The organism is Conexibacter sp. SYSU D00693, from assembly GCF_017084525.1.
In the GTDB taxonomy this organism is placed as follows: domain Bacteria; phylum Actinomycetota; class Thermoleophilia; order Solirubrobacterales; family Solirubrobacteraceae; genus Baekduia.
The window spans coordinates 4,120,319-4,144,394 of record NZ_CP070950.1; the positions used below are offsets into that span (position 1 = coordinate 4,120,319).

The 24,076-nt window shown below is 75.0% G+C and carries 23 protein-coding genes; 7 read left to right on the forward strand and 16 right to left on the reverse strand.

Annotated elements, in window-relative coordinates; all coding sequences use genetic code 11:
* Positions 1–34: 34 nt before the first annotated feature.
* The gene (locus tag JUB12_RS20340) at positions 35–340 is read left to right on the forward strand and encodes a hypothetical protein (RefSeq protein ID WP_205697269.1); all 306 of its coding nucleotides are present in this window, start codon (positions 35–37) and stop codon (positions 338–340) included.
* Complete coding sequence (locus JUB12_RS20345) at positions 337–1,359, forward strand: DNA-3-methyladenine glycosylase (RefSeq protein WP_205697270.1); 1,023 nt, start codon at positions 337–339, stop codon at positions 1,357–1,359. Before JUB12_RS20340 ends, JUB12_RS20345 begins: the two co-directional genes overlap by 4 nt.
* On the opposite strand, the gene JUB12_RS20350 is transcribed toward JUB12_RS20345, so the two are convergent.
* The 6 genes from JUB12_RS20350 to JUB12_RS20375 all read right to left on the reverse strand — a co-directional run bounded on the left by JUB12_RS20350 (position 1,266) and on the right by JUB12_RS20375 (position 8,101).
* The gene (locus JUB12_RS20350) at positions 1,266–2,279 is read right to left on the reverse strand and encodes an ABC transporter substrate-binding protein (protein ID WP_205697271.1); all 1,014 of its coding nucleotides are present in this window, start codon (positions 2,277–2,279) and stop codon (positions 1,266–1,268) included. The genes JUB12_RS20345 and JUB12_RS20350 overlap by 94 nt on opposite strands.
* A complete protein-coding gene (locus JUB12_RS20355) occupies positions 2,276–3,040 on the reverse strand; it encodes an ABC transporter permease (RefSeq protein ID WP_205697272.1) in 765 nt (254 codons plus the stop codon). Before JUB12_RS20355 ends, JUB12_RS20350 begins: the two co-directional genes overlap by 4 nt.
* Positions 3,037–3,795 (reverse strand): ABC transporter ATP-binding protein, encoded by a 759-nt coding sequence (locus JUB12_RS20360; RefSeq protein ID WP_241004331.1) that lies wholly within the window; start codon positions 3,793–3,795, stop codon positions 3,037–3,039. Before JUB12_RS20360 ends, JUB12_RS20355 begins: the two co-directional genes overlap by 4 nt.
* Before the next feature lie 120 nt (positions 3,796–3,915).
* Positions 3,916–5,640 (reverse strand): gamma-glutamyltransferase, encoded by a 1,725-nt coding sequence (gene ggt / locus JUB12_RS20365; protein WP_205697274.1) that lies wholly within the window; start codon positions 5,638–5,640, stop codon positions 3,916–3,918.
* Between the two features lie 169 nt (positions 5,641–5,809).
* The gene (locus JUB12_RS20370; RefSeq protein WP_241004332.1) at positions 5,810–7,204 is read right to left on the reverse strand and encodes a VWA domain-containing protein; all 1,395 of its coding nucleotides are present in this window, start codon (positions 7,202–7,204) and stop codon (positions 5,810–5,812) included.
* Positions 7,205–7,213: 9 nt separating this feature from the next.
* Positions 7,214–8,101, reverse strand: a complete 888-nt coding sequence (locus tag JUB12_RS20375) for a MoxR family ATPase (RefSeq protein WP_205697275.1) — start codon at positions 8,099–8,101, stop codon at positions 7,214–7,216.
* A 41-nt stretch (positions 8,102–8,142) separates the two neighbouring features.
* On the opposite strand from JUB12_RS20375, the gene JUB12_RS20380 reads away from it, so the two are divergent.
* On the forward strand, positions 8,143–8,373 hold the full coding sequence (locus JUB12_RS20380) for a hypothetical protein (protein ID WP_205697276.1): 231 nt from the start codon (positions 8,143–8,145) through the stop codon (positions 8,371–8,373).
* 31 nt (positions 8,374–8,404) lie between these two features.
* Here the strand turns inward: JUB12_RS20380 and JUB12_RS20385 are convergent, their stop codons facing one another.
* From JUB12_RS20385 to JUB12_RS20395, 3 genes are read right to left on the reverse strand one after another with little or no spacing between them, the layout of a single operon-like run.
* Complete coding sequence (locus JUB12_RS20385; RefSeq protein ID WP_205697277.1) at positions 8,405–8,878, reverse strand: SPW repeat protein; 474 nt, start codon at positions 8,876–8,878, stop codon at positions 8,405–8,407.
* A gap of 9 nt (positions 8,879–8,887) precedes the next feature.
* The gene (locus JUB12_RS20390; RefSeq protein ID WP_205697278.1) at positions 8,888–10,222 is read right to left on the reverse strand and encodes a glycosyltransferase; all 1,335 of its coding nucleotides are present in this window, start codon (positions 10,220–10,222) and stop codon (positions 8,888–8,890) included.
* Positions 10,219–10,773 (reverse strand): hypothetical protein, encoded by a 555-nt coding sequence (locus tag JUB12_RS20395; RefSeq protein WP_205697279.1) that lies wholly within the window; start codon positions 10,771–10,773, stop codon positions 10,219–10,221. The genes JUB12_RS20390 and JUB12_RS20395 overlap by 4 nt, the downstream gene beginning before the upstream one ends.
* Positions 10,774–10,883: 110 nt before the next feature.
* On the opposite strand from JUB12_RS20395, the gene JUB12_RS20400 reads away from it, so the two are divergent.
* From JUB12_RS20400 to JUB12_RS20410, 3 genes are all read left to right on the forward strand, one after another.
* Entirely contained in the window at positions 10,884–12,449 is a 1,566-nt protein-coding gene (locus tag JUB12_RS20400) for an acyl-CoA synthetase (protein WP_205697280.1), read from the forward strand.
* A gap of 91 nt (positions 12,450–12,540) precedes the next feature.
* Complete coding sequence (locus tag JUB12_RS20405) at positions 12,541–14,754, forward strand: methyl-accepting chemotaxis protein (RefSeq protein ID WP_205697281.1); 2,214 nt, start codon at positions 12,541–12,543, stop codon at positions 14,752–14,754.
* A 53-nt stretch (positions 14,755–14,807) separates the two neighbouring features.
* Positions 14,808–16,547, forward strand: a complete 1,740-nt coding sequence (locus JUB12_RS20410; protein ID WP_205697282.1) for an acyl-CoA dehydrogenase family protein — start codon at positions 14,808–14,810, stop codon at positions 16,545–16,547.
* Here JUB12_RS20410 and JUB12_RS20415 read toward each other — a convergent pair.
* From JUB12_RS20415 to JUB12_RS20445, 7 genes are all read right to left on the reverse strand, one after another.
* Positions 16,544–17,242, reverse strand: a complete 699-nt coding sequence (locus JUB12_RS20415; RefSeq protein WP_205697283.1) for a DUF4383 domain-containing protein — start codon at positions 17,240–17,242, stop codon at positions 16,544–16,546. The two genes, JUB12_RS20410 and JUB12_RS20415, sit on opposite strands and share 4 nt — an antisense overlap.
* Before the next feature lie 84 nt (positions 17,243–17,326).
* Positions 17,327–18,094 carry a hypothetical protein gene (locus JUB12_RS20420; RefSeq protein WP_205697284.1) on the reverse strand — a complete coding sequence of 256 codons (768 nt, stop codon included), beginning with the start codon at positions 18,092–18,094 and terminating at the stop codon, positions 17,327–17,329.
* Entirely contained in the window at positions 18,091–18,540 is a 450-nt protein-coding gene (locus JUB12_RS20425; RefSeq protein ID WP_205697285.1) for an EVE domain-containing protein, read from the reverse strand. Before JUB12_RS20425 ends, JUB12_RS20420 begins: the two co-directional genes overlap by 4 nt.
* 13 nt (positions 18,541–18,553) lie before the next feature.
* The gene (locus JUB12_RS20430; RefSeq protein WP_205697286.1) at positions 18,554–18,910 is read right to left on the reverse strand and encodes a hypothetical protein; all 357 of its coding nucleotides are present in this window, start codon (positions 18,908–18,910) and stop codon (positions 18,554–18,556) included.
* On the reverse strand, positions 18,907–20,022 hold the full coding sequence (locus JUB12_RS20435) for an ArsA family ATPase (protein ID WP_205697287.1): 1,116 nt from the start codon (positions 20,020–20,022) through the stop codon (positions 18,907–18,909). Before JUB12_RS20435 ends, JUB12_RS20430 begins: the two co-directional genes overlap by 4 nt.
* Before the next feature lie 30 nt (positions 20,023–20,052).
* Positions 20,053–21,213, reverse strand: a complete 1,161-nt coding sequence (locus tag JUB12_RS20440; protein ID WP_205697288.1) for a serine protease — start codon at positions 21,211–21,213, stop codon at positions 20,053–20,055.
* Between the two features lie 85 nt (positions 21,214–21,298).
* Entirely contained in the window at positions 21,299–22,813 is a 1,515-nt protein-coding gene (locus JUB12_RS20445; protein WP_205697289.1) for a D-glucuronyl C5-epimerase family protein, read from the reverse strand.
* A gap of 143 nt (positions 22,814–22,956) precedes the next feature.
* Here JUB12_RS20445 and JUB12_RS20450 point away from each other — a divergent pair, with 143 nt between their 5' ends.
* Complete coding sequence (locus JUB12_RS20450; RefSeq protein WP_205697290.1) at positions 22,957–24,066, forward strand: hypothetical protein; 1,110 nt, start codon at positions 22,957–22,959, stop codon at positions 24,064–24,066.
* Positions 24,067–24,076: the final 10 nt, after the last annotated feature.

The window sequence follows — 24,076 nt, forward strand, 5'->3', positions numbered from 1 at the left end:
CGTCCGTCAGGCCGATGTGCCAGGGTGCTTGGCGGTGAGCGACGCGCAGGAAGAGCCCGAGGTCGTCGACGCGGAGGTCGTGCCGCTGCGGCGCGTCCCGGCCGTCGCCGAGCCCGCGCCCGAGCGCTCGCGCGCGCTCCTGCCCACCGCGCCCGTCGCCGTCCAGGCCGCGGCCGTGGCGGCCACCGGCTTCGTCGCGGGCGCCGCGACGCTCGCCGTCGCGAGGCGCGTCAGCGCCCGCCGCTCGGCCAAGGTCGCGCCCCGCCGGCGCACCGCGGGCGGCCTGCCCGTGCTGGCCAGCCGGTCCTTCCTCGTCGACGTCCACCTGCTGGACCGGTGAGCGCCGTGCCGGCGCCCGCCGCGGTGGCGGGCGTCGAGGTCCGGCGGGAGGTCGTCCCGCCGTGGCCGTTCCGCCTGCCGCGCGGGGGGATGGACGGCGTGCTGCGCCGCCACGGCCAGGTGCTCGAGCGGCTGCTGCACGTCGACGGCGAGCCCGCGGTGGTGCGGGTGGCCCAGCCCTCGGCGACGCGCGTCGTCCTCGGGGCCCGCGCCGCGCGCGAGGACCTCGCCGAGGAGGCGATCGCGCGCATGCGCTTCGCCCTGGGCGTCGACGACGACCTGCGCCCGTTCCACGACCGCTTCCGCGACGACCCGCTGATCGGCGCGTCGGTCCGCCGCCGGCCGTGGTTGCGCATCCGCCGCCGGCCCGAGCCGTTCGAGGCGCTGGCCTGGGCGGTGACCGAGCAGCTCATCGAGACGGTGCGGGCGTTCGCGATCCAGCGGCGCATCGTGCGCGCGCTGGGCCCCACGGCGCTGGGCTGGGACGGCGCGACGGTGCTGCGCGACGTGCCGTCGCCGGCGGCGATCGCGGGCTGCGCGCCGGCGCTCCTGGAGTCCTTCGACCTCGCGGCGAGCCGGTCGCTCGCGCTGTGCCGCGCCGCGCGCGAGGTGGCTCGCGGGCGCGTGGACCTCCGCGATCCCGACCACGAGCGCGGCTGGCGGCGGCTCACGGCGATCCCTGGGATCGGCCAGTGGACCGTCGACGTCCTGGCCCTGCACGGGCAGGGCCGGCTCGACGTCATCCCCGCCGGGGACCTGGGCTACCTCAAGTGGATCGGTCGGGTGCAGTCCGGCGGGGACCCGAAGGCGGTGGGCGAGGAGGCCGACGTCCGCGCGCTCTTCGCCCGCTACGACGGCTGGGCCGGCCTCGCCGGAGCCCACGCCCTGGTGGACGCGAGCCCGGCGGCCAACGTCTCGGCCGGGCCTCAGATCCCGCCCCCGGGCAGGAACTCGTTGGTCAGCGCGGTCGGCTCGGCGGGTCGGTCGAGCAGGTCGTTGTCGAGCATCCAGCGCCCGTAGCGCTCCCAGGCCACCGGGTCCTGCCAGCCCCATGGGCGCTGGTCGTCCTCGGGGAAGAAGAGCGGGACGGTGCGCCTGACCTGCTCCTCGACGACGTCGCGCTCGAGGTCGGGCTCGGCGTCCACCAGCGCGTCCACGCCGACGGCGGGGTCGTCCTGCAGGCGCTCGTGGCCACGGGCGAGCCCCTGGAGCATGCGTCGCACGAGCTTGCCGCGGTCGCGGACGGTCGTGGTCGAGGCGACGATGACGAGCTCGTCGTACTCGGGCACGCCGACCTCCTCGAGGCGGATGACCTGCGGGTCGCGCTTGCGGCGATCGAGCTCGACGCCCTCGACGTTCCAGAACGCGCCGAGCGTCGCGTCGACCTTCTTGGAGAGCATCGCCGGGACGAGGTTGAAGCCGACGTTGACCGTCTCCACATCGCTCGAGGGGATGTCCGCCTCGCGCAGGATCGTCCTGAGGTACGCGTCCTGGTAGGGGATGCCGGCGGTGCCGACGCGCTTGCCGCGCAGGTCCTCGACGCGCTTGACGCCCGAGCCCTTGACGGACATGAGCGACGTGAGCGGCTTCTGGACCAGCGCGCCGACGGCGGCGACGGGCAGCCCCTTGTCGCGGGCGAGCAGGACCTCGGGCTCGTAGGAGATGGCGAAGTCGACCTTGCCGGCGGCCACGAGCTTGAGCGGCGCGGCGGGGTCCGACGGCGTCTGCAGCCGGAGGTCGACGCCGGCGCGGCGCAGGTCGCCCGCGGCCCTCGCGGCGTAGATCCCCGCGTGGTCGGCGTTGGGCAGGTAGTCGAGCATGAGCGTCGCGCGCTCGGCGGGCGGCGGCGCCTCGGTGCCCGAGGCCTCCTTCTTCTCGCCGCAGGCGCTCAGGCCGAGGGCGGCGACGGCGGCCAGCGCGGCGGTCAGGGTCCGGGTCATCGGGGCAGGGGGTCCTTCCGGGGTCGGTTCCAGGGGGCGAGCCGGCGCTCGGCGAGGCCGAGCAGGGCGAAGCAGAGGACGGCGAGGGCGGCGAGCAGGACGACCGCGGCCCACGCACGGGCGGTCTCGAGCTGGGGGATGGACTGCAGGAGCTGGTTGCCCAGCCCCTCGCTGGACCCCGCGTACTCGGCGAAGACGGCGGCGATGCCGCCGATGGCGACGGCGATCCGGGCGCCGCTCAGCGCCGCGGGCAGGGCGGCGGGCAGCTCGGCGAAGCGGAACGTCTGCCAGCGGCTGGCGCCGAGGGTGCGCAGCAGCTTGCGCTGCTCGGCGTCGACGCGGGCGAGGCCGTCGAGCGTCGTGACGACGATGGGGAAGAAGCAGACGAGCGCGACGATCAGGAGCTTCGGCAGCATCCCGAAGCCGAACCAGGCGGCGAGCAGGGGCGCGATGGTGACGATCGGGATCGCCTGGGTCCCGACGGCCAGCGGGTAGAGCGCGGCACGCAGGACGGCGCTGAAGTGCATGGCGATCGCGAGCGCGAGGGCGGCGGCGATGGCCAGCAGCAGGCCGAGGACGACCTCCTGGCCGGTGACGAGGAGGTCGTCCCAGAGCAGGCCGCGGTCGGTCCACAGCGCCTCGGCGACGGCGCTCGGCGCGGGGAGGATGAACTCGTCGAGCGAGCCGAGCTGGGCGTAGAGCTCCCAGGCGCCGACGAGGAGCGCGACGAGGACGAGCGGGGCGATGCCCCGGACGGTCACGCCCCACCTCCGCGCAGGGCGTCCAGCGCGAGGGCGCGGACGGCGACGACGTCCTGGCCGGTGGGGTGCCTGGGCCGCGCGCCGGGGACGGGCAGCTCGGCGACGACGCGGCCGGGGCGGGCGGAGAGGACGACGATGCGGTCGGCGAGGACCGCGGCCTCCTCGACGTCGTGGGTGACCAGCAGGACGGTGCGCGGCTCGCGCGCCAGCACGCCGGCCAGCCAGGCCTGGGCGTCGGCCCGGGTGATGGCGTCCAGCGCGCCGAAGGGCTCGTCGAGGCAGAGGACGGGCGCGCCGGACAGCAGGGTGCGCGCGACGGCGACCCGCTGGCGCATGCCGCCGCTGAGCTCGTGCGGGCGGGCGCGCTCGAAGCCGGCCAGGCCGAGCTCGGCCATCACGGGGTGGGCCTGGGCGCGGGCGGCGTCGCGCTTGGCGCCCTGCAGGCGCAGGGGCAGGGCGGCGTTGTCCAGCGCGTCCATCCACGGCAGCAGCAGGTCGCGCTGGGGCATGAGCACGGCGCGGGCGGCGCGGACCGTCCCGGCGTCGGGCTCCTGCAGGCCGCAGACGAGCTCGAGCAGCGTCGACTTGCCGCTGCCGCTGGGGCCGACGACGGCGACCACCTCGCGGGGCGCCGCGTGCAGGGACAGGCCGGCGAGCGCCTGCGTCGCGCCGAAGCTGCGGGCGACGCCGTCGAGCGCCACGCCCTCTTCGCTGTCGCGAGGCCCGCCCGTGGGGGCCTGCACCCTGGTCGCCATCACTCCCTCCGCGCGCATTACCGCACAGGTTCCGAGGGTCGGCGCCGGAGCTGCTGGGCGCCCTCTCAGCCGGCGTCCGCCAGCCCCCCTGTCTCGTCGAGTCGTCCTCCTGGACCCTACCTACCGCGCCCCGGGGAGGCCGAGCGCGCCGTCGTCCGTGCGCGGGTCGGCGGCCGCGACCCACGTGCGCCGCCCCGCGTCCCAGCCCGCGGCGTTGACCCGCGGGCGGTTGGCGTAGGGGCCGAGCTGGGTGAGCCTGTGGCCGCGGCGCTGGAGGTCGGCGAGGACGTCGTCGGTGACGCGGCCGTCCTCGATCTCGAGCGTGCCGGGCGCGGCGTCCCAGCGGGCGGCGTCCAGCGCCTGGTCGAGCGGGAGGCCGAACTCCAGCATGCCGAGGACGACGTTCAGGACGCCGCCGGGGATGCGGGCGCCGCCGGCGCCGCCGACCACGAGGACCGGGCGGCCGTCGCGCACGACGATGGTCGGGCTCATCGAGGACCGCGGCCGCTTGCCGGCGGCGGGCTCGTTCGCGGTGCCTGGGCCGGAGAAGTCGGTCATCTCGTTGTTGAGCAGGAAGCCGGTGCCGGGGGCCACCACGGCGCTGCCGAACTCCTGCTCGATCGTGCAGGTGAGCGCGACGGCGGCGCCGCGGCGGTCGACGACCGAGAGGTGGGTCGTCGAGCCCTCGAGCTTGAGGTCGACGCCGGCGCGGCGCTGGGCGCCGGCGACGCTGCCCGGCCCGTAGCTCTTGGCCCGCGTCGGGTCGACCTCCGTGCGGCGGGCCAGGCCGTAGGCGGGGTTCGTGAGCGCCGCCGTGGGCTGCGGGACGAAGGCCGGGTCGGCGACGTAGGCGCCGCGGTCGGCGAAGGCGATCTTCTGCGCCTCGGCGACGAGGTGGATCGTGGGGGCCGAGAGGCGGCCGGCGCCGGCGAGGTCGTCGTTGCGCAGGACGTTGAGCGCCTCGACGAGCGCGATGCCGCCCGAGGTGGGCGGGCCCATGGCGAAGACGTCCGCGCCGCCGTAGGAGCCGCGGACCGGCGCGCGCCAGACCGGCTCGTAGGCCGCGAGGTCCTTCAGCGTGAGCAGGCCGGGATCGGCGGTCGTGCGCGGGGCGCGCATGTCGCGGACGATGCGCTTGGCGATCGTCCCGCGGTAGAAGGCGCGCGCGCCGCCGCGCATGATCCGGCGGTAGGTCGCGGCGAGCTCCGGGTTGCGGAAGGTCGAGCCGGCCGCGGGCGGCTGGCCGCCGGGCAGCCAGAGCTGGGCGGAGGCGGGGAAGAGGGCCAGGCGCTTGGCGCTCTGCTGCGCGGCCGCGTTGAGCGACTTCGGGACGCGGAAGCCGCGCCGCGCCAGCCGCTCGGCCTCGGACATCGCCCGGCGCAGGCTGATCGTGCCGTGGCGCTCGAGCAGCGCGTCCATGCCGGCGACGACGCCCGGCACCCCGACCGTCGTGTGCCCCGTGAACTCGGTGTGCGGCCCCCGGAACTGGAAGACGCCCGGCGTGAACGCCGCGGGCGCGGTCTCGCGGAAGTCGAGCGTCTCGACCTTGCCCTCGGCGGTGCGCACCACGGCGAAGCCACCTCCGCCGATCCCGCAGCTCTGCGGCCGCGCGACGCCCAGGGCGAACACCGTCGCCGCCGCGGCGTCCACCGCGTTGCCGTGCGCCTGGAGGACGGCTCGCCCCACGCGCGCCGCCGCGTAGGACTCGGTCGCCACGACCCCACCGGGCCCGGCCTTCGCCTCCCGGAACGCCGCGCCCTGCTGCGCGGCGGCCGGGCTCGGGACGGCGATCGCCCCCGCGAGCGCCAGGCTCGCGACGGCGACGGGCAGCGACGGGCGGTGCATGGCCGCCCGTTACCCGCGGCGGCGGCGGTTGACGCTGGCGCGCCGCGCCGTCCGAGCGTCGTCGATCGACGACGCGCGGCGGCCGACATCCGGAAGACGGCTCGTGCATGTCCCACATGCACGAGGCGTCACCCAGCATCCGAGGCCGCCCGCGAACCGCTCGAGCCGGCTAGTGGACGACCGGGCGCGTGAGCGTCTTGACGAAGTCCTCGAGGTGCTGGGTGGTCCAGCACTCGAAGGCCTCGCAGTGCTGCTCGTAGGCCTTGATGACCGAGTCGCCGTAGTTCCAGTAGAGCTTGGGCTCGGGGTTGAGCCAGATCGTGCGCCCGGCCTTCTCGGCGATGGAGGCGAAGACGTCGGCGGCGGGGTCGCGGCCGTTGGTCCGCGCGTCACCCATGACGATCACGGTGGCGCGGGGGTGCAGCTCGTCCTCGACCTGCTCGCGGAACTCGCGCCAGACGCGGCCGTAGTCCGTGTAGCCCGAGACGTCGGCGACGCCCGCGTCGCGCGAGATCGCCAGCGAGACCGCCTTGAAGTCGCGCTCCTTCTCGAAGACGTCGGTGACCTCGCTGATGCGCTCGATGAAGACGAACGAGCGCATCTTGCGAAACGCGTCGTGCAGCGCGTGCAGCACGCTCAGGAAGAAGACCGAGGCGCTCGTCACCGACGTCGAGACGTCGCACAGGACGAAGACCTCGGGCCGCCGCGGCCGGACCGGGCGCTCCTTGATGACGACCGGCACGCCGCCGAACTCGAGCGACGCGCGCATCGTCTTGCGCATGTCGACGGTGGTCCGGCGCTTGTGCCCGCGCTGCTCCTGGCCCTGGGTCTTGAGCCGGCGCTTCATCTGCGCGACGACCCGGTGCACCGCCGCGAGGTCCTGCAGCGGACCGGACGGCAGCGCGCGGTCGAGCTCGTTGAGCGGCCGGGACGGCGGCAGGGCCTCCGTGCGCTCGATCTGCGCCCGCTCGAGCTCCTGGCGCAGGAGCTGCTCGAAGCGGCGGATGCCCTCCCGCGGCAGGCCCTCGCGCCGCGCGTCCTCCTGGGGCAGGTCCGGCTGGGGCTCGGCGCGCAGCTCGAGCGAGCGGCGGATGCGCTGGACGTCCACGCCGATGACGCCGCTGCCCGTGCCCTGGCGCCCGAAGGCCGCGATCGCGAGCCGCGCGAGGTCGCGCATGGCCGACTCGTCACCCGCCGCGACCGCCTCGGCGATCATCCGCCGCAGCTCGTCCATGTCGAGCTGGTCGGCGCCCTCCACGTCGACGCCGCCGCCCTCCTTGACGCCCTCCTCGATCGCCGCCAGCTCGGCGGCGCGGAAGAAGAAGCGGTCGAAGACGAGCTCGAAGATCCGGCGCGACTCGGGTGACTTGGCCAACGTCGCCGCCAGCGCCTCGCGGAAGTCCGTCCGTGACGTCCACGACACGTGCTCGAGGGCCGCGAATGCGTCGAGCAGCTCGCTCGTGCCCAGCGCGACGCCCTCGGTGCGCAGCTCGTCGCCGAAGCGCAGCACCTCGCCGGCCATCCCGCCGGTCCGGCGGCTGTGGGCGGGAGGGACCGGGGGCACGGCGACCCCCTACAGGCCCGACGGCGCGCCGAGCTTCACGCCCACGCGCTCGGCCACGACGTCGAGGTCGGTGCGGTGCTTGACGATGATCGACAGCGTCTCGGTGAAGACCTGCTGGTCGATGTCCTGCGCCCCGAGCAGCAGCAGCGCCCGGGCCCAGTCGATCGACTCCGCGATGCTCGGCGGCTTCTTGAGGTCGAGGTCGCGCACCATCGCCACGACCTCGACGAGGCGCTGCGCGACGGTCTCCGGCAGCTCCGGCGTGTGGAGCTTGACGATGGCCAGCTCGTGCTCGGCGTCCGGGTAGTCGAGCCAGAGGTACAGGCAGCGGCGCTTGAGCGCCTCGGTCAGCTCGCGCGTGTTGTTCGACGTCAGCAGCACGATCGGCTGCGTGCGCGCCTCGACGCGGCCGAGCTCCGGGATCGAGATCTGGAAGTCCGACAGGACCTCCAGCAGCATCGCCTCGAACTCCTGGTCGGTCTTGTCGATCTCGTCGATGAGCAGGACGACCGGCTGCTCGGAGGCGATCGCCGTCATCAGCGGCCGCTCGAGCAGGAACTCCTCGCCGAAGATGTCGTCCTGCACGTCGCCCCAGCCGGTGCCGTCGGCCTCGGCCTGGATGCGCAGGAGCTGCTTGCGGTAGTTCCACTCGTACAGCGCCTTGGCCTCGTCGAGGCCCTCGTAGCACTGCAGCCGCACGAGCTTGCGATCCAGGTAGCGCGACAGCGCCTTGGCCAGCTCGGTCTTGCCCACGCCCGCCGGACCCTCGACGAGGATCGGCTTGCCCAGCCGGGCGGCCAGGTAGGAGACCAGGGCGGTGGACGCCCCCGGGAGGTACCCGGTGGCGCGGAGGCCGGCGGCGACCTCCTCGACGGACTGCGGCTCGGCGACGCTCATGTGGAGCGGCGAAGTCTACGAGTCGCATACCCTCGTCGACCTTGCCCCTCGCCGCTTCGGACCTCCCGGCTGCGCCGGTGCTGGCCCTCATGGTGATGGGGGTCGTCGTCGCCGTCGTGGGCCACGCCACCAAGGACCGCCGCCTGCAGGGCCTCGGCATCGGCCTGCTGTTCCTGGCGACGCTGCTCATGGTCGTCCTCGGCTACCTCGCCTACCAGGGCGACCAGGCCGACCCGCGGCCGGCCAACGACCCGCGGACGCCGGACTTCTGAGAAGCCCGGCGCCCGCGGTCGCACAGCTCGCCTAGCGGCGGCCGACCGTCGTCTCGCGGCTGCCGGCGGTCGCGTCGATGCCGGTCTCCTGCGCGCCGCGCGCGAAGCGCCGCTCACGGCCCGAGCGGTCGGCCGGGCCGACGTCCTCGCCGTGCGTCCAGCGCGTGGCCAGCGACGACAGCACGAAGCCCAGGCCGACGACGACCGACCAGATGGTCGGGCCGGACTCGTCGCTGTAGCCGAGCAGGAAGGGGCAGAGGATCAGCACGACGCCGAGCCCGAGGTCGGCCATCATGTGGACCGGCAGCGGGATCAGGTTGACGATCGACAGCCGCCAGTTGGTCGTCATGCCCACGAGCAGGACGAGGACGCCCGCGCCGATGGCCACGGCGGTCGCCGAGTCCACGTCGCTGAAGCCGAAGAGGAAGGGCGAGAGGATGAGCAGGAGCGCCAGGAAGGGCTCCATCATCGCGTGGACGCCCAGGGGGATTGGTCCGTTGCGCATGCCGTCGGGCTACCCGGCCCGGCGACGCTCAGCCCCGCTGTATGCGCCCGGATCACCGGCCCCGCGACGCTCGGGCGGGCTGGACGCGTCGCCCAGCCGCGGCGCCGACGTCCAGCGCACCGGGCCGCCGTCGGGACGGCGCAGGAAGCCGGGGATCGTCGAGCGCGCCGAGGCCGCCGCCATGAGCACCCAGTACACGAGCGGGTAGATCGGCATCCACAGCGCATAGCGGCGCACGCCCGGGTCGTAGCGGCCGTCGAGCCACATGCCCAGCGCGATCTGCACGACGAGCACCGACGCGAGCACCATGCCCCAGAAGTTCGGGACCGGGTTCGCGCCGAGGGTGTAGGCGCCCCAGGCGTACGCCGGCAGCCACACGACCACCGCGACGACGAACGACAGCGCCCAGACCGACGAGAGCACCGCCTCGACGTACACCGGCCACAGCCGCCGCTTGCGCCAGTCGCCGAAGAGCCCGCTGTGGCGGCGCAGCACCTGGCCGAGCCCCGTCCCCCAGCGCGTGCGCTGCTTCCACCAGGTGCCGAGGGTCTCGGGCACCTGCATGCCGAACACCGCCCGCGGCTCGTAGCGCACGTCCGAGAACGTCGCCTGCAGCTCCCAGGCCAGGGCGATGTCCTCCGTGGCCATGTCGGCCGGGAAGCGCCCGGCGCGCTCGATCGCGCTGCGCCGCAGGGCGGTGGAGATGCCCGAGAAGGTCATGAGCCGGCCCCACGTCGCCTGCGCGCGGCGCAGGACCGAGACCGTGGCGGTGAACTCGATCGCCTGGAGCTTGCCCAGGAGCGTCGTGGTGTTCAGCACGCGCGGGTTGCCGGTGACGGCGGCGAGCCGCGGGACCTTCACGAAGTGGGGGACCATCCAGCGCAGGACGTCGGGCCGGGGCTGGCCGTCGGCATCGACCATGAGGACGATCTCGCCGCGCAGCAGCGGCAGCGCGTCGTTGAGCGCCATCGCCTTGCCCTCGTTGCGCTCCTTGTGCACCAGGCGGATGCGCCCGTCGCGGGCGTAGGGGCGCAGGACCTCGGCCGTGCGGTCGCGCGAGCCGTCGTCGACGACGACCACCTCGAAGGCCGGCCAGTCCAGGGCGAGCAGCCGCTCGACGGTCTTGCCGATCAGCGCCTCCTCGTCGTGCGCCGCGACCAGCACGGAGACGAACGGGTGGTGGTCGAGCTCGTAGAACCCGTCGTCGTGGCGCTCGCGGTGGCGCCAGAACACGAGGCTCCCGACGATCCAGTACAGCGCGGTGACCACCGGGTACCAGGCGAGGAAGGCCATCAGCGCCAGGTAGGGCGGCTGGTCGACGATGCCCAGCAGGAGGTCCTTCACGCCGCGACCGCCTCGCCGTCGGCGTGCGCCGTGGCCTCGGCGACCTCGTAGACCTTCACGCCGTCGGTGCCCGGCTGCTCCTCGAGGCGCACGCGGATCTCGCCGACGTGGTCGCGCACGCCCTCGGCGGCGCGCACCGACCGGCCGACCCAGTCGCGGTCGAAGGCGACCTCGACGACCATCGGGCTCGTGCGCCGGTGCCGGCGGCGGTAGATGCTGCGGTTCCACGCCACCCAGCCCGGGGTGAAGGCGGCGAACAGCGCCAGCACGCCGAGGAGCCCGACCAGCGGCGGCCACCAGTGCGACGGCACGTGGCCGTCCAGCTCCCAGACCCACAGCGCGCCGAGCACGAGCCACGAGGCGCCGCCGACGACGGCGTGGCGGATGCGGCCCGCGGCGGTCGAGCGCGACTCCGCGCCGGTGCCCACCTCGCGGCCGGTGGGCTGGCGCGCGCCGGCGCCGGCCCAGGGCCGCCCGGGACCGCGGCGCTCCACACCGTCCCACCCGGGGTCCGGCGATGTCGCGGCCGGAGCGCGGGGCGGGACGGTCATCGAGGGCTCATCGGCCGTCCGGCGCTCGCAGCTGAGCGACCAGGCGCAGATGGGACCACGACGCGGACGCGCGTCCGAGTCGAGCGGGGGCGCTCGTGTAGCGTCGCGCCATGTCGGCCACCCGCAGCTACGACGACGTCCGCGCGGCCTGGGAGTGGCGCGTGCCCGCGCGCTACAACATCGCCGCCGACGTCTGCGACAAGCACCCGCGCGACAAGCCCGCGATGCTCTGGGAGCGCCACGACGGCGCCCGCCGCGACCTCGTCTGGGGCGAGCTGCAGGACCTCGCCAACCAGGCCGCGCACGTCCTGCGCGACCACGGCGTGGCCAAGGGCGACCGCGTCGCGGTGGTCCTGCCGCCGACGCCCGAGACCGCCGCGGTCTTCCTCGGCACGTGGAAGCTGGGGGCGATCCTGCTCTCGATGTCGGTCCTCTACGGCGACGACGGCCTCCGCCACCGGGTCAGGGACAGCCGTCCCAAGGTCCTCGTCACCGACCGTGCCAACGCACCGCGCTTCGCCGAGCACGCCGACGTCGAGCTGCTCGTCCTCGACGACGGCCTGCTCGATGGCGCGCCCACCGACCACGTGTGCGAGGACACGAGCGCCGACGACCCGGCCCAGCTCTACTACACGTCCGGCACGACCGGCCTGGCGAAGGGCATCCTGCACGCCCACCGCTACGTCATCGCCCACAACGAGTTCGAGCTCTGCCACGAGGTGCAGGACGGCGAGCGCTTCCACGGCATGGGCGAGTGGGCGTGGGCGGCCGGCATCTCGCCGCTGCTCGGGCCGTGGCGCCTGGGCGCGCTCCAGTGCGTCCTGCAGCGCCAGGGCGGCTTCGACCCCCACCAGCAGCTGGACTTCCTCAGCCGCCACGAGGTCACGAACGTCTTCACGACGCCGACCGCGATGCGCTCGATGATGGCCATCGCCGACGCGGGCACCCGCTACCCCGCGCGCTTCCGCCGCGTCTGCAGCGCCGGCGAGCCGCTGAACCCCGAGGCGATCCGCTGGTTCCGCCAGCAGTACGGCCTGACGGTCCTCGACTACTACGGGATGACCGAGAGCTACCCGATGGTCGCCAACTTCCCGTGGCAGGACGTGCGCGAGGGCTCGATGGGCAAGCCCGTGCCTGGCTGGGACGTGCGGATCCTCGACGAGGACGAGCGCGAGGTCCCCCGCGGCGAGCGCGGCGAGATCTGCCTGCGCGCGCACTCCAACCCGCACTGGCCGCTGGGCTACTGGGGGCTGCCCGACAAGACCGAGGAGGACTTCGGCGGTCCGTGGTTCCACACCGGCGACGCCGCCAAGCAGGACGAGGACGGCTACGTCTGGTACGACGGCCGCTACGACGACGTGATCATCTCGGCGGGCTACCGGATCGGCCCGTTCGAGGTGGAGTCGGCCTGCCTCGAGCACCCCGCGGTGCGCGAGGCGGCGGCGGTCGCCTCGCCCGACGAGCGGCGCGGCTCGATCGTCAAGGCGTTCATCGTCCTGGCCGACGGCCACGTGCCCTCCGACGAGCTCGGCGACGAGATCATGGCCTCGGTGCGCGACCGGCTCAGCGCCTATGCGTACCCGCGCCGGGTCGAGTTCGTGGACGAGCTGCCCAAGACGCTCACGGGCAAGATCCGCCGGATCGAGCTGCGCGAGCGCGAGCGCGCCACCGGCTGACCGGCGGACGGTCGTCTGACTGCCGTTCAACGTCCGTGGACGACCGCCGATCTCCCCGGAGGTCCGTCCACCCCAAGGCCACGGAGGCCTCATGTCGTTCCCCCTGCCGCGTGCCCCGCGCGGCGTCCCCCAGCCGCGGTCCCTGCGCGGCAAGCTCGTCGCCGTCCTCGTCCCGCTCGTCGTCCTCGGCGTCGGGGTCATGACGCTGCTGGCCGTCCGCAGCGCGACCGCCGCCCAGGAGCAGAGCGCCCGCCGCGAGCTCGTCCAGCAGGCCACGGCCATCGCCAACCACATCGACGCCGACGCGGCGCGCGCCGCCAGCGTCGCCCGGACGCTCGCCGACGCGGTCGAGGGCTCCGGCCTCTCGCGCACCGGCGCCATCGACGTGCTGCGCCGCACGCTGCGCGCCAACGAGGAGCTGGCCGGCGTCTCGTACACCTTCGAGCCGGGGCAGGCCGGCGGCCCCGACGCCGCCTTCGCCGGCACCCCCGGTGCCATGGAGGGCGGGCGCTTCGGCCCGTACGCCAACCGGCTGGAGGGCGACGAGGCGCTCGACCCGATCGTCGACCCCGACACGCAGGAGTACTACGCGCTCCCCAAGCGCACCAAGCGCGAGCTCGTCACCGAGCCGGTCCTCTACGACGGCGCGCTGATGACGACCTACGCGACCCCGATCCTCCGCGACGGGCGCTTCGCCGGCGTCGCCGCGGCGGACATCGTCCTGGACACGCTGCAGGCCGAGGTGGCCCGCCAGCGCGTGCTCGACTCCGGCTACGCGATGGCCGTCTCCCGCGGCGGCAAGCTCCTGGCCGGTCCGGACAAGCGCGTCCTGGGCAAGGCGACGCTCGACCAGGTCGCCCGCCAGGCCGGCATGACCGGTGCGGGCCAGATCCTGGCGGCCCTGCGCGGCGGGAAGGCCGGCGCGGTCGAGGACACGACCAGCGAGGGCGAGGACCTGACCGTCGCCTGGGCGCCGGTGCAGACCGGCGGTGTCGGCGTGCTCGTCGTCGCTCCGAGCGACGAGGTGCTCGCCGCGGCCCACGAGCTGCGCACGACGCTGCTCGTCGCCGGGCTCCTCCTCGTCCTGCTCGTCGCCGGCGCCGTCGTGCTCGTCGCCCGCCGGCTCACCGCGCCGCTGGCCGGCTTCGTCGCCCGCCTGCGGTCGCTGTCGCGCGAGGACGTCCCGGCCCTGCAGGCCGGGCTCGAGGCGATGGCCGCCGGTGACCTCACCGTGGGCGCCGCCGCCACGACGGAGCCCTCGGGCCACCGCAGCGCCGACGAGGTCGGCCAGGCGGCGGAGGCCCTCGACGAGCTCGTGGCCAGCACCCGGGCGTCGGTCGAGGCCTACGACGGCACCCGCGTCCGGCTGGCCGAGACGCTGGGCGGCGTGCGCACGAGCGCCGGTCACGTGGCGCAGGCCTCGGGCGAGATGGCCCGCAGCTCCGAGGACGCCGGGCGCGCGATCGGCGAGATCGCCCACGCGGTGACCGACGTCGCCGCGGGCGCCGAGAAGCAGGTGCGCATGGTCGACAGCGCGCGATCGCTGTCCGAGGAGGTTGGCTCGCGCGTGCAGCAGAGCGCGGCCGCCGCCCAGGAGACCGCCGCGGCCGCCGAGCGCGCCCGCCAGGTCGCCCGCGACGGCGTCGTCGCCGCCGCGCAGGTCAGCGACGCGATGGACGCGGTGCGCTCCTCGACCGAGGCGGTCCGCGACGTCATGTCGGGGCTGGCCGGGCGGTCCGAGCGCATCGGCGGGATCGTGGAGACGATCACCGACATCTCCTCCCAGACCAACCTCCTCGCGCTGAACGCCGCGATCGAGGCGGCCCGGGCCGGCGAGCAGGGCCGCGGGTTCGCGGTCGTCGCCGACGAGGTCCGCAAGCTCGCCGAGGGCTCGGAGGCGGCCGCCGGTTCGATCGCCCAGCTCATCGACGAGATCCAGGCCGAGACGCAGCGCGCCGTCGACGCCGTCGCCGAGGGCGCGCAGCGCACCCAGGCGAGCTCCGGGACCGTGGACGAGGCGCGCGCCGCCTTCGAGACGATCGGGGCGGCGGTCGACGAGGTCACGGCGCGCATCGCCGAGATCGCCGAGATGGCGTCCGACGTGGCGCGCGGCGCCGAGGCGGTGCAGGGCGAGGTCGCGGAGATCGCCGCCGTCGCGGAGCAGTCCTCGGCCTCCACGGAGGAGGTCTCCGCCTCGACCGAGCAGACGTCGGCCTCCTCGCAGCAGGTCGCCGCGTCCGCGCAGCAGCTGGCCCGCACCGCGGAGGAGCTCGAGCGCCTCGTGGGGGCCTTCCGGGTGGGCTAGGCCTGGCCCGGCGGTCGGTCTGACCGCGGACGCCGGTGGGTAGAGGACGGCGCATGCCGTCCTCCGCCACCGCCGCCGCGTCGTTCACCAAGGCCCTCGCGCTCGGCGAGATCCACGAGGAGCTCGTCTTCCCGTACCCGCTGGCCGACGAGGCCGAGGCCCAGAAGGTCCGCCGGCTCATCTCCGACTTCCGCGAGTACGCGGCCGCGAACGTCGACTCGCGGCGCATCGACGAGACGGGGACGATCGAGGACCAGGTCTTCCGCGACCTGGGCGACATCGGCGTCATGGGCCTCTACGTCGACGAGCGCTACGGCGGCCAGGGCCTGTCCCAGACCGGCTACGCGCGGGTCTTCGAGGCGATCGGCCAGGTCGACGGGTCGCTGACGATCGCGCTGGGCGTCCACCAGTCCATCGGGCTCAAGGCGATCCACCTCGTCGGCACCGACGAGCAGAAGGAGCGCTTCCTGCCGGACCTGGCCACGGGCCGCAAGCTCGCCGGCTTCGCGCTCACCGAGCCCAACGCGGGCAGCGACGCCTACGACATCGAGACCCGCGCGGTGCAGCAGCCCGACGGCTCGTGGCTGCTCAACGGCGAGAAGCGCTGGATCGGCAACGGCTGTCGCGGCGACGTCCTGACGGTCTTCGCCCGCTGCGAGCTGCCCGACGGCAAGGACTCGCACATCGCGCTCCTGGTCGAGAAGGGGATGGAGGGCTTCGACCAGACCGGCCCGCGCTACGAGACCATGGGCCTCAAGGGCAACCACCTCTGCCCGGTGCGCTTCAACGACGTGCGGGTGCCGCCCGAGAACGTCCTCGGCGAGCCGGGCGACGGCTTCCGGATCGCCATGCAGGTGCTCAACAACGGCCGCATCGGCCTGGGCACCGGCTCCGTCGGCCTGGCCAAGCGGCTCCTGGACCTCTCGATCGACCACGTCACGACGCGCCGGCAGTTCGGCAAGGCGATCGGCGACTTCGACATGGTCGAGGACAAGATCGGCTGGATGGTCAGCCATCTCTTCGCGCTCGAGTCGATGGCCTACCTCACCACGGGCCTGATCGACCAGGGCATCGAGGACTACTCCGTCGAGTCGGCGATCTGCAAGGTCGTCGGGACCGAGTACGTCTGGTACCAGGCCAACCGCTCGCTCCAGCTCGCGGGCGGGCTGGGCTACATGCGCGACCAGCCCTACGAGCAGATCCTGCGCGACATCCGGATCTTCCCGATCTTCGAGGGCGCCAACGACGTCCTGCGCTCGTACATCGCGCTCACGGCGCTCAAGCCGCTGGGGGAGGAGCTCTCCGACCTCGGCGACCTGCACCTCACCGACCCGATCGGCACGCTGGGCTCGCTCGGCTCCTACGCGCTGGGCCGGGTGCGCCGCGAGGTGATGCCCGACTCGATCACCCGCGCGCACCCCGAGCTCGGCGACCTCGCCTCGAAGGTCGGCGACCAGGTCAAGCACCTGCGCGGCGCCGGCGAGGGGCTCCTGCGCCGCCACGGCCGGGCGATCGTCGACCAGGGCATGAGCCACAAGCGCTACAGCGAGGCGCTCTCCGACGTCCTGGCCCAGGTCGCGGTCCTGTCCCGGGTGACCTCGATCTTCGAGGACCAGGGCGTCGAGGCCTCAGGCCAGGAGCGCTTCATCGCCGAGACGTTCTGCCGGCGCGCCGCCGGGCGCGTCGAGGCCACCCTGGACCGCCTCGAGCGCAACGACGACGCGCGCATGCACTCCATCGCGCGCCTCGCCTACAAGCGCGGCGCGTACGGCTACGCCCTCTTCGAGGACTAGACCCGCGGCGGGCGCTCCGGGCCCCCGCGCTCGGGCTCGTCGCCCAGGCCGACGACCTGGCGCTGGCGCTCGGGCTCGATCGCCTCGGGGTCGCGGGTGAAGCGGCCCGTGCGCTGCGCGCCGGCGTGCTCCTGCTCCGGCAGGACCGTGGTGGCCGGCTCGTCGCGGGTCGTCCGGACGTCGCGATCGTGGTGCACGTGGGCGTCGTGGTCGCGGTGCGCGTGGAGCTCGTGGTCGCGCTTGCCCTTCGTGCGCGGCATCAGGACGTTGACGAGCAGGACGGCGGCGGCGATGCCCAGGCCGAGCTTCGTCCAGCCGTTGGCGGCGGCGAGTCCGAGCACGTCCTCACCGTCGATGACGGCGATGACGGTGGCGGCGGCGAGCGCCAGGCCCACGACGAGCGACATCGTCTTGGCCAGCAGGTGCTGGGCGGCGCCGAAGAGCAGCAGGCCGCCCGCCGCGATGCACAGCCAGTTCGTCCAGCCGTTGACCTCCGGGCCGAGCCACGACTCGCCCTGTGCGGTGCCGTCGGGGAAGGCCGCCGAGAAGTCGGGGAACGTCGAGTTCGTGAGCAGGCCGGTGAGGCCGTAGGCGAGCAGGACGGAGCCGACGAGCAGCGCCGGCCCCTTGGCCAGCGAGACGCCGGTGCGGGCGTCGCTCGTGTCGGTGTGACGGCGGCGGAAGGGGGACCTCATGTCTGCCTCTCTCCTCGGGACGACGGGGTGTGCCGCAGGGGTTCCCGCCCCGCCGCGCGCCATTCGCGGATGGCGCAGACGCCGCTACGAGTCGTCGAACGAGAGCTGGTCGCCGCCGTCGACCGTCGGGCGGCGCACGGCGCGCGTCGGCGCCTCGTCGGGTCCGAGCGTGCGGGTCGGCAGCTCGTCGGGCGGCGCGGGCGTGGTCGGCGCCTCGTCGCCCGGCATGCGCATCGTCGGCGGCTCGGCGGGCGCCGGGACGTCGTCGAAGGCGCGGCGGTCGGTGCGCCGGCGCGGCGGGCGCGGCTCGCGGCGCTCGGCGGAAGGGCCGGTGGCGCGCGGCCGCCGGGGACCGCCCTCCACCCAGTCGCCCTCGGCCGCCGGCAGCGGCGGCTCGGGCACGTGGTCGCGGCGCATGCGGACCCCGGCGTAGGCGAGCAGCGCGCCCGCGAGGAAGGTCACGAAGATCCCCCAGCTCACGCCGGTCTCGGTGGCGATGCCGCTCACCGGGTCGGCGTCGGGCTGGTCGAACTGGCGCCAGAAGACCAGGAGACAGACCCAGATGCCCGCGGCGGCGATGACCGTCCCGTCGCCGCCCGGGAGGTGGAAGGCCTTTCGCTGCTCGCGTGCCCACAGCAGGTACAGGACCGCGAGGGCCACGAGCAGGACGGCGGCCTCGACGAACGAGAAGACCTGGAAGGCGTTGAGCGTGTCGTCGAGCTTCACCGGCTCGCGCGCCCGGGGGTCGAAGCCCACCGCGCTGCGCGAGTACCACGGCAGGAACATCGTCACGAACAGGGCGAGGCACGCGGCCGCGGCGAGGCGGCGGTGCTGGACGGCGGACCGGCTCACGCGCCGCGCATCGCCTGCAGGAGGCGCTCGGCGTCGGCGTCGGACACGGTGCGCAGCTGGCCCTGGAAGGCGAGCTTCCAGTGCTCGGGCGGCCACTTGCGGATGTGCTCGAGGTCATCCTTGACCACCGCGGCGTCGACCCAGGCGTCCTCGTCGAGCACGACCTCCGGCTCGGTGGGGAAGCGCCACGGGTACGGGTCGGGCGCGCCCGGCTTGCCCGGCCACACGGGCGTGCGGTCCTCGAACATCTCGCCGGCGATGCGCACGGAGCCGCCGAAGCGCCCGACCTTCGTGAGGTAGAAGACGATCCGGTCGCCGGGCTCCATCTGCAGCGCCTGGTTGCGCCGGCGCTCCTTCATCCCGATGAGGCGGAAGCCGTGGGCGCGCGTCGCCGCGAAGTTCTCCGGTGAGCCGGTGAGGACCCAGGTCGTCGCTGCCTCGGGCATCCGAGGCCGGAGTCTAGGCGGGTCCGTCGACGGGGATGTCCTCGAGCCGTGGCCCGGCGTCGCCCGGCGCCGGTCCCGGTCCGGCGTGGTCCTCGATGCGCTGCACCCACCAGTCCACGAGCGCCCGCACGAGCAGCAGCAGCTGGCGGATGACCTCGCGCAGCTGCTCCTGGAGGTCGGGCGGGACGAGGTCGCGCAGCGCCTGCAGCAGGGCCGCCAGCGCCTGCACCTCGCGCGTGGCCTCGGCGTGGTCCTCGGGCGTCGCCCAGCCCTGCGGCGGGACGCCCTCGGCGATGAGCTTCTCCGCCGCCGCCTGCGTCGCGCGCACGCGCTCGCGCAGCTGGTCGAGCGGGTCGTCCTCGTCGGTCACGCGGTGGCGGGCAGGCGGTCGAAGGTCACGGTGAGGGCCCCGTCGTCGAAGCGGGCGCCGGCGGGACGGTAGTCCTCGAGCGCCGGTGGCAGGGACAGGGTCCGCTTGTGCCCGGCGACGCGCACCACCAAGTCCGTCCCGTGGCGCTTGAGCGAGATCTCGTCCTGGCGGGCGAAGGGCAGCGCGAGGCGGAGGGTCGCGCGCTCGGGCCCGACCTCGAGGCTCTGGCCCTCGCCGCGGTGCAGCACGGCGGCGGGGTCGCGCTCGCCGAAGACCGCCTCGGCGAGGGCGTCGAGGCCGGCGTCGCCGCGCGGCTGGGCGGCCAGCCACGGGACCTCCAGGACCGGCGCGGGGGCGAAGGAGGCCCGCGCGGCCGCCAGCCCCTCGCGCTGGCGCGCGCGCAGGTCGTCGAACAGCGGGCCGGCGTCGTCGCCGAGCACGCGGTTGACGACCAGCGCGTCGCACAGGACGCCGTGGAGGCTGAGCGACGTCGAGGCGTCGCGCGCCTCGTCCACCGCCTCGGGATCGGCCGTCGTGACGAGCCGGACGCTGGCGCGGTCGTGGTCGCCCAGCACCTCGTTCATGGCGATGAGGTCGCGGACCAGCCGCTGGGCGGCGTGCAGCACCGGTCCCTGCCGGGGCGCCAGGCGCGCCAGCCACCAGCGGGTCTGGTCGGGCAGCGCCAGCAGCCGCAGCGCCGCGCCGGTCGGCGGCCCGTCGACGACGACGACGTCGAAGTCGCGCCCGTCGTGGTGGCGCTTGAGGACCAGCAGCGCGAAGAGCGCGTCGAAGCCGGGGGGCGCGGTGAGCTCCTCGGCGCTCACCGGCGGGACGCCGCGGGCCGCCAGCAGCGCCTCGAGCCACCGGGCACCGGCCCAGCGGCGCTCGAGCTCCTCCTGCGCGCGGACCTCCTGGACCCACAGCAGGTCGCCGGCCTGCTGCGGGTCGGGGCCTGGCTCCTGCCCGAGCGCGGGGCCGATCCCGTGGGACGGGTCGGCTCCCAGCAACAGGGTCCGGTGGCCGGCGGCGGCGCAGCGGCGCGCGGTGGCCGCGGCGACCGCGGTGCGGCCGGCTCCGCCCTTGCCCGTGTGGAGGATGGTCCGCGGCGCCACTGGGCGCCTGACCCTACGCGGCCGCGCGGGCTACCGCTTGACGCGCAGCGCGCCGCCGGCCCGCACCGCGCTGCCGTCCGCGCCCGTCGCCCGCAGCTGGACGCGGACACGGTCCAGCGAGCGCCGCAGCGCCAGGCGCACGGTGCGCGTTCCGTCCAGGCGGCTGATGCGCGCCTTGGCCAGGACGACGGTGCGCCCGCCGGCCCTGCGCACGAGCGAGACGGTCACGCCCCGCACGGCGCGCGAGGCGGTGACCGGCAGCAGCAGGCCGCGGCGGTCGCGCTTGGCCGCGGCGAAGCTCAGCCGCGCGCGGGCGGCCACGGGCGCCGTCGCGGCGCCGCCACCCGTGGTCGTGGTGGACGTCTGGGCGGTCGTCGGCACGCCGGCGGTCGCTCGGGGCTCGCGGCTGACGACCCAGTCGAAGAGCTGGCGGTCCCCCACACGGCTGTAGACGCCGTACTGGGTCGGGAAGCCGCAGCCGAAGCCGAAGGAGACGATGCCGACCTGGACGCGGCGGCCGTCGGCGCCCGTGACGGTCAGCGGCCCGCCCGAGTCGCCCTGGCAGGAGTCCTTGCCGCCCATCGCCTCGCCGGCGCAGACCATCGTCGCCGCGTCGTAGCCGAAGGCCGAGTTGCTCGCGCACTCCCGGTCCGAGCGGATGGGCACGTCGACCTCCTGGAGGTCGTTCGTCGCGCCGGAGGTGAAGAGGATGAGCGAGGCGTTGGCGCCCCAGCCGGTGACCGTCGCGCGCCTGCCGGGCGCCCACAGCGCGCGCTGCGTGACCGGGTCGGCCAGCGCGATCGGCGCGCCGGTCCTCACGGGACGGGCGAGGCGCACGAGCGCCACGTCGTTGCGCTGGGCCTCGTCGTCGTAGCCCTCGTGGACGAGGACGTCGCTGGCGGGGACGACCTCGCCGCCGGGGCCCTCGAGCTGGCGGCGGCCGACGACGAACGAGAGGCGGCCAGGGGCGGTGGGGGCGCCGCCCTCGCCGGTGGTGACGCAGTGCGCCGCGGTCATCACGCGGTCGGGGGCGACGAGGGAGCCGCCGCAGATGAAGCGGCCGTCCTGCAGCAGGCCCACCATGTGGGGCACGTCGCTGCCGACGCGGTGGCCGCCCACGACCGCGTCGGCCGCCGAGGGGGCGGCGAGCAGGCTCAGGAGGGCGAGTGCGGCGATCGTCCGTGCGCGCATCGTCGGCAGCAACGATGACGGCTGCCCGATCTGGCGGCGCCGATGGACCGGAACCCGGCGCGTGTCCGCTGCCGGTCAGCGCGGCTCAGCGCTTGGGTGCGACGCGCACGACGCGCTGGACCGCTCCGGCGTTGCCCGCCAGGTCGACCGCCCGCAGCCGGACGGTCAGCGGCCCGGCCTTCGACGGGCGCAGCCCGATCGCGCGCTGGCCGCCGCCGAGGCGCAGGGTGCGGGCCTCGACGACCCGTCCGCCGCGCAGGACGGTGATCGAGACCGTCGAGACCTTCGACAGCGAGAAGCGCAGCTTGCCGGTCACGGCCTCGCGCAGGCGCGTCGTGCGCAGCTCGAGCTCGGGCTTCTCGCGCAGGTAGCCGGTGAACCGGGTGGCCGTGTCGCAGTACAGCGCCGGGTCGGGGACCTCGGGCCGCGGGCCCGTGGGCGCGACCCCGCCCGTGTCCGGCGTGCCGGCCTCCGGGACCGCCGGCTGGCGGTCGCGGACGTCCGTGAGGCGCTGGCACAGACCGCGCAGGAAGTCGCGCACGAGCGTGTGGTAGCCGAGGTCGGACTCACGCGAGGTCGAGTACATCGACCACGCGCCGGTGTCGTAGCGCGGCAGCGCACGGCGCAGCTCGCGCTCGCCCTGCTCGAAGAGCGCGCGGCCCTCGGCGTCGTTGGCCAGGCGGGCGAAGTCCAGCAGGCCGTTGAGCGCCTGGACGAACGCGTTGAGGACCCGGAGCTTCGGCAGCGACGAGTAGATGAGGTAGTGCGCGCCGGCGTCGGTGGTGATGCGCACGCCCTGCGGCGGGGCGGTGCGGAAGATCCCCATCGCCGACCGGGCGACCTCGAAGTACCGCGGCTCGCGCAGCCGGATCGCCGCGCGGCTGTAGGCCTGCATCGCCGTGCCCTGGGCCATCGCGCTGGCCCAGGGCGGGCGGCCGCCGTCGAAGGGGAAGAGGTACTCCCACGCGATGCCGCCGGCGCGCTGGGCGGCCAGCGGCGCGGCCTCGTCCAGGAGCTGGCGCAGCTCGGGGTCGTGCTCGGTGGACTGGAAGAGGCCGTTGGCCTTGCCGAAGGTCCCGAGCCACTGGATCTGCAGGCCGTGGCCGGGGTAGTGCTGCCAGACCAGGCGCGAGCCGGCGAACGAGACGCGGCGCCCGGCGGCGAGCAGCGGCCCGCCGCCCCACCAGGCGCGGTTTCGCTCGAGCGTGAGGAACAGCGCGGGGGCGCGCGAGGCGGTCAGCCGCCCGCTCGCCGCGACGTCCTGCGTCGTGCGGATCACCGAGCCGAGCGCGGTCCGCCGCGCCCCGCGCAGCCGGCGCCACGTGCGCCTGGCGTCGTCGAAGGCCGTGCGCCAGCGGTCGTGGTGGGCCTGGTCGATCGCCTGGGCGTCCAGCAGCCGCCGCAGCTCGCCCGGGACGGTCTTGCGCGCCGCGGCGACCGCGCCGGCGTGCGGGGCCCGGGCGGGCGCGAGCGCGCCCGCCGGTACGTCGACGGGGCTCGCCGGCGGCAGGTAGGGGTCCTCGCGCGTGACCGCCCGCCCGTCGCGCTCGAGGACGGTGATCGGCGAGGCACTCGCGGGCCCGGACAGCCCGGCAAGCACGACGACGGTGGAAAGTGCCAGGCACTTTCCACATCGCCCGAGGACGGCGGGAAGCGGCGTGGCGCGCAAGAGCCCGATGCTACGGTCGCCCTCCGCTGCCCCGCGCAGCCCCCGTTGCACCACCCTCGGAGAGCCGTCCCCACGTGCCCGACCGCCGCCTCGCCCGCCTGCTCCTGCTGATCTGCGCCGTCCTGCTGCCGGCCGGCCTGCTCGCCTCCTGCGGTGGGGACGACGAGCGCGACTCGAGCCCGCGCGGCGTCCTGGAGGGCGCCTTCGGCGAGGGCACGTCGCTCAAGAGCGGCCGGCTGGGCCTCGCGCTCGACCTCGACCTGCAGGGCCTCCAGGGCCTGTCGGGCCCGATCAAGCTCAAGCTCGACGGGCCGTTCCAGTCCCAGGGCGGCGGCAAGCTGCCGGACTTCGACCTCGACCTCGACATCACCGCGGGCGGCGACACGTTCACCGCGGGCGCCACGTCCACGGGCGAGAAGGGCTACGTCACGCTCCAGGGCCAGGCGTTCGACCTCGGCGACCAGCTCTACCGCCAGTTCCGCGACGGCTACGAGCAGGCCAACAAGGAGGCCGACGGCGGCAAGGGCGACAGCGCCGACGGGCCGACGTTCGAGTCGCTCGGCATCAAGCCGCTGACCTGGCTGCGCGACCCCGCGGGCGCCGGCGAGCAGCAGATCGGCGGGACGGCCACCAACCACGTCCGCGCGCGGGTCGACGTGCCCAAGCTGCTCGAGGACGTCAGCCGGCTGCTCGACAGGGCCGAGGGGCTCGAGCTCGAGGGCGCCGGCAAGGTGCCGGGCGGCCTGACCGCCGAGCAGCGCCGGGACATCGCCCGCTCGGTCAAGAGCGCGCAGGTCGACGTCTGGGCCGGCAAGGACGACGGCGCCCTGCGCCGCATGGCGGTCGACGTCGACGTCGCGGTGCCCGACGACGCGCGCGAGGGCGTCGGCGGCCTGCAGTCCGGCCGCATCGCCTTCACGTTCTCGGTCCGCGACCTCAACGAGGAGCAGACCGTCCGCGCGCCCACCGGTGCCCGGCCGTTCTCCGAGCTCCAGGCCGCGCTGGGCGGTGCGCTCGGGGCCACGGGCGCGACGGGCTCGTCCGCGGGCGGCGGCACCACGACCGCGCCGGGCACCGGCGCGGGCGGCGGCGGCGCGGCCGACGCGCCCAAGGCGTACCTCGACTGCCTCGCGAAGGCCGGTCAGGACGTCGAGAAGATCCAGGGCTGCGGCCGCTTCCTCTAGCGGCCCGACG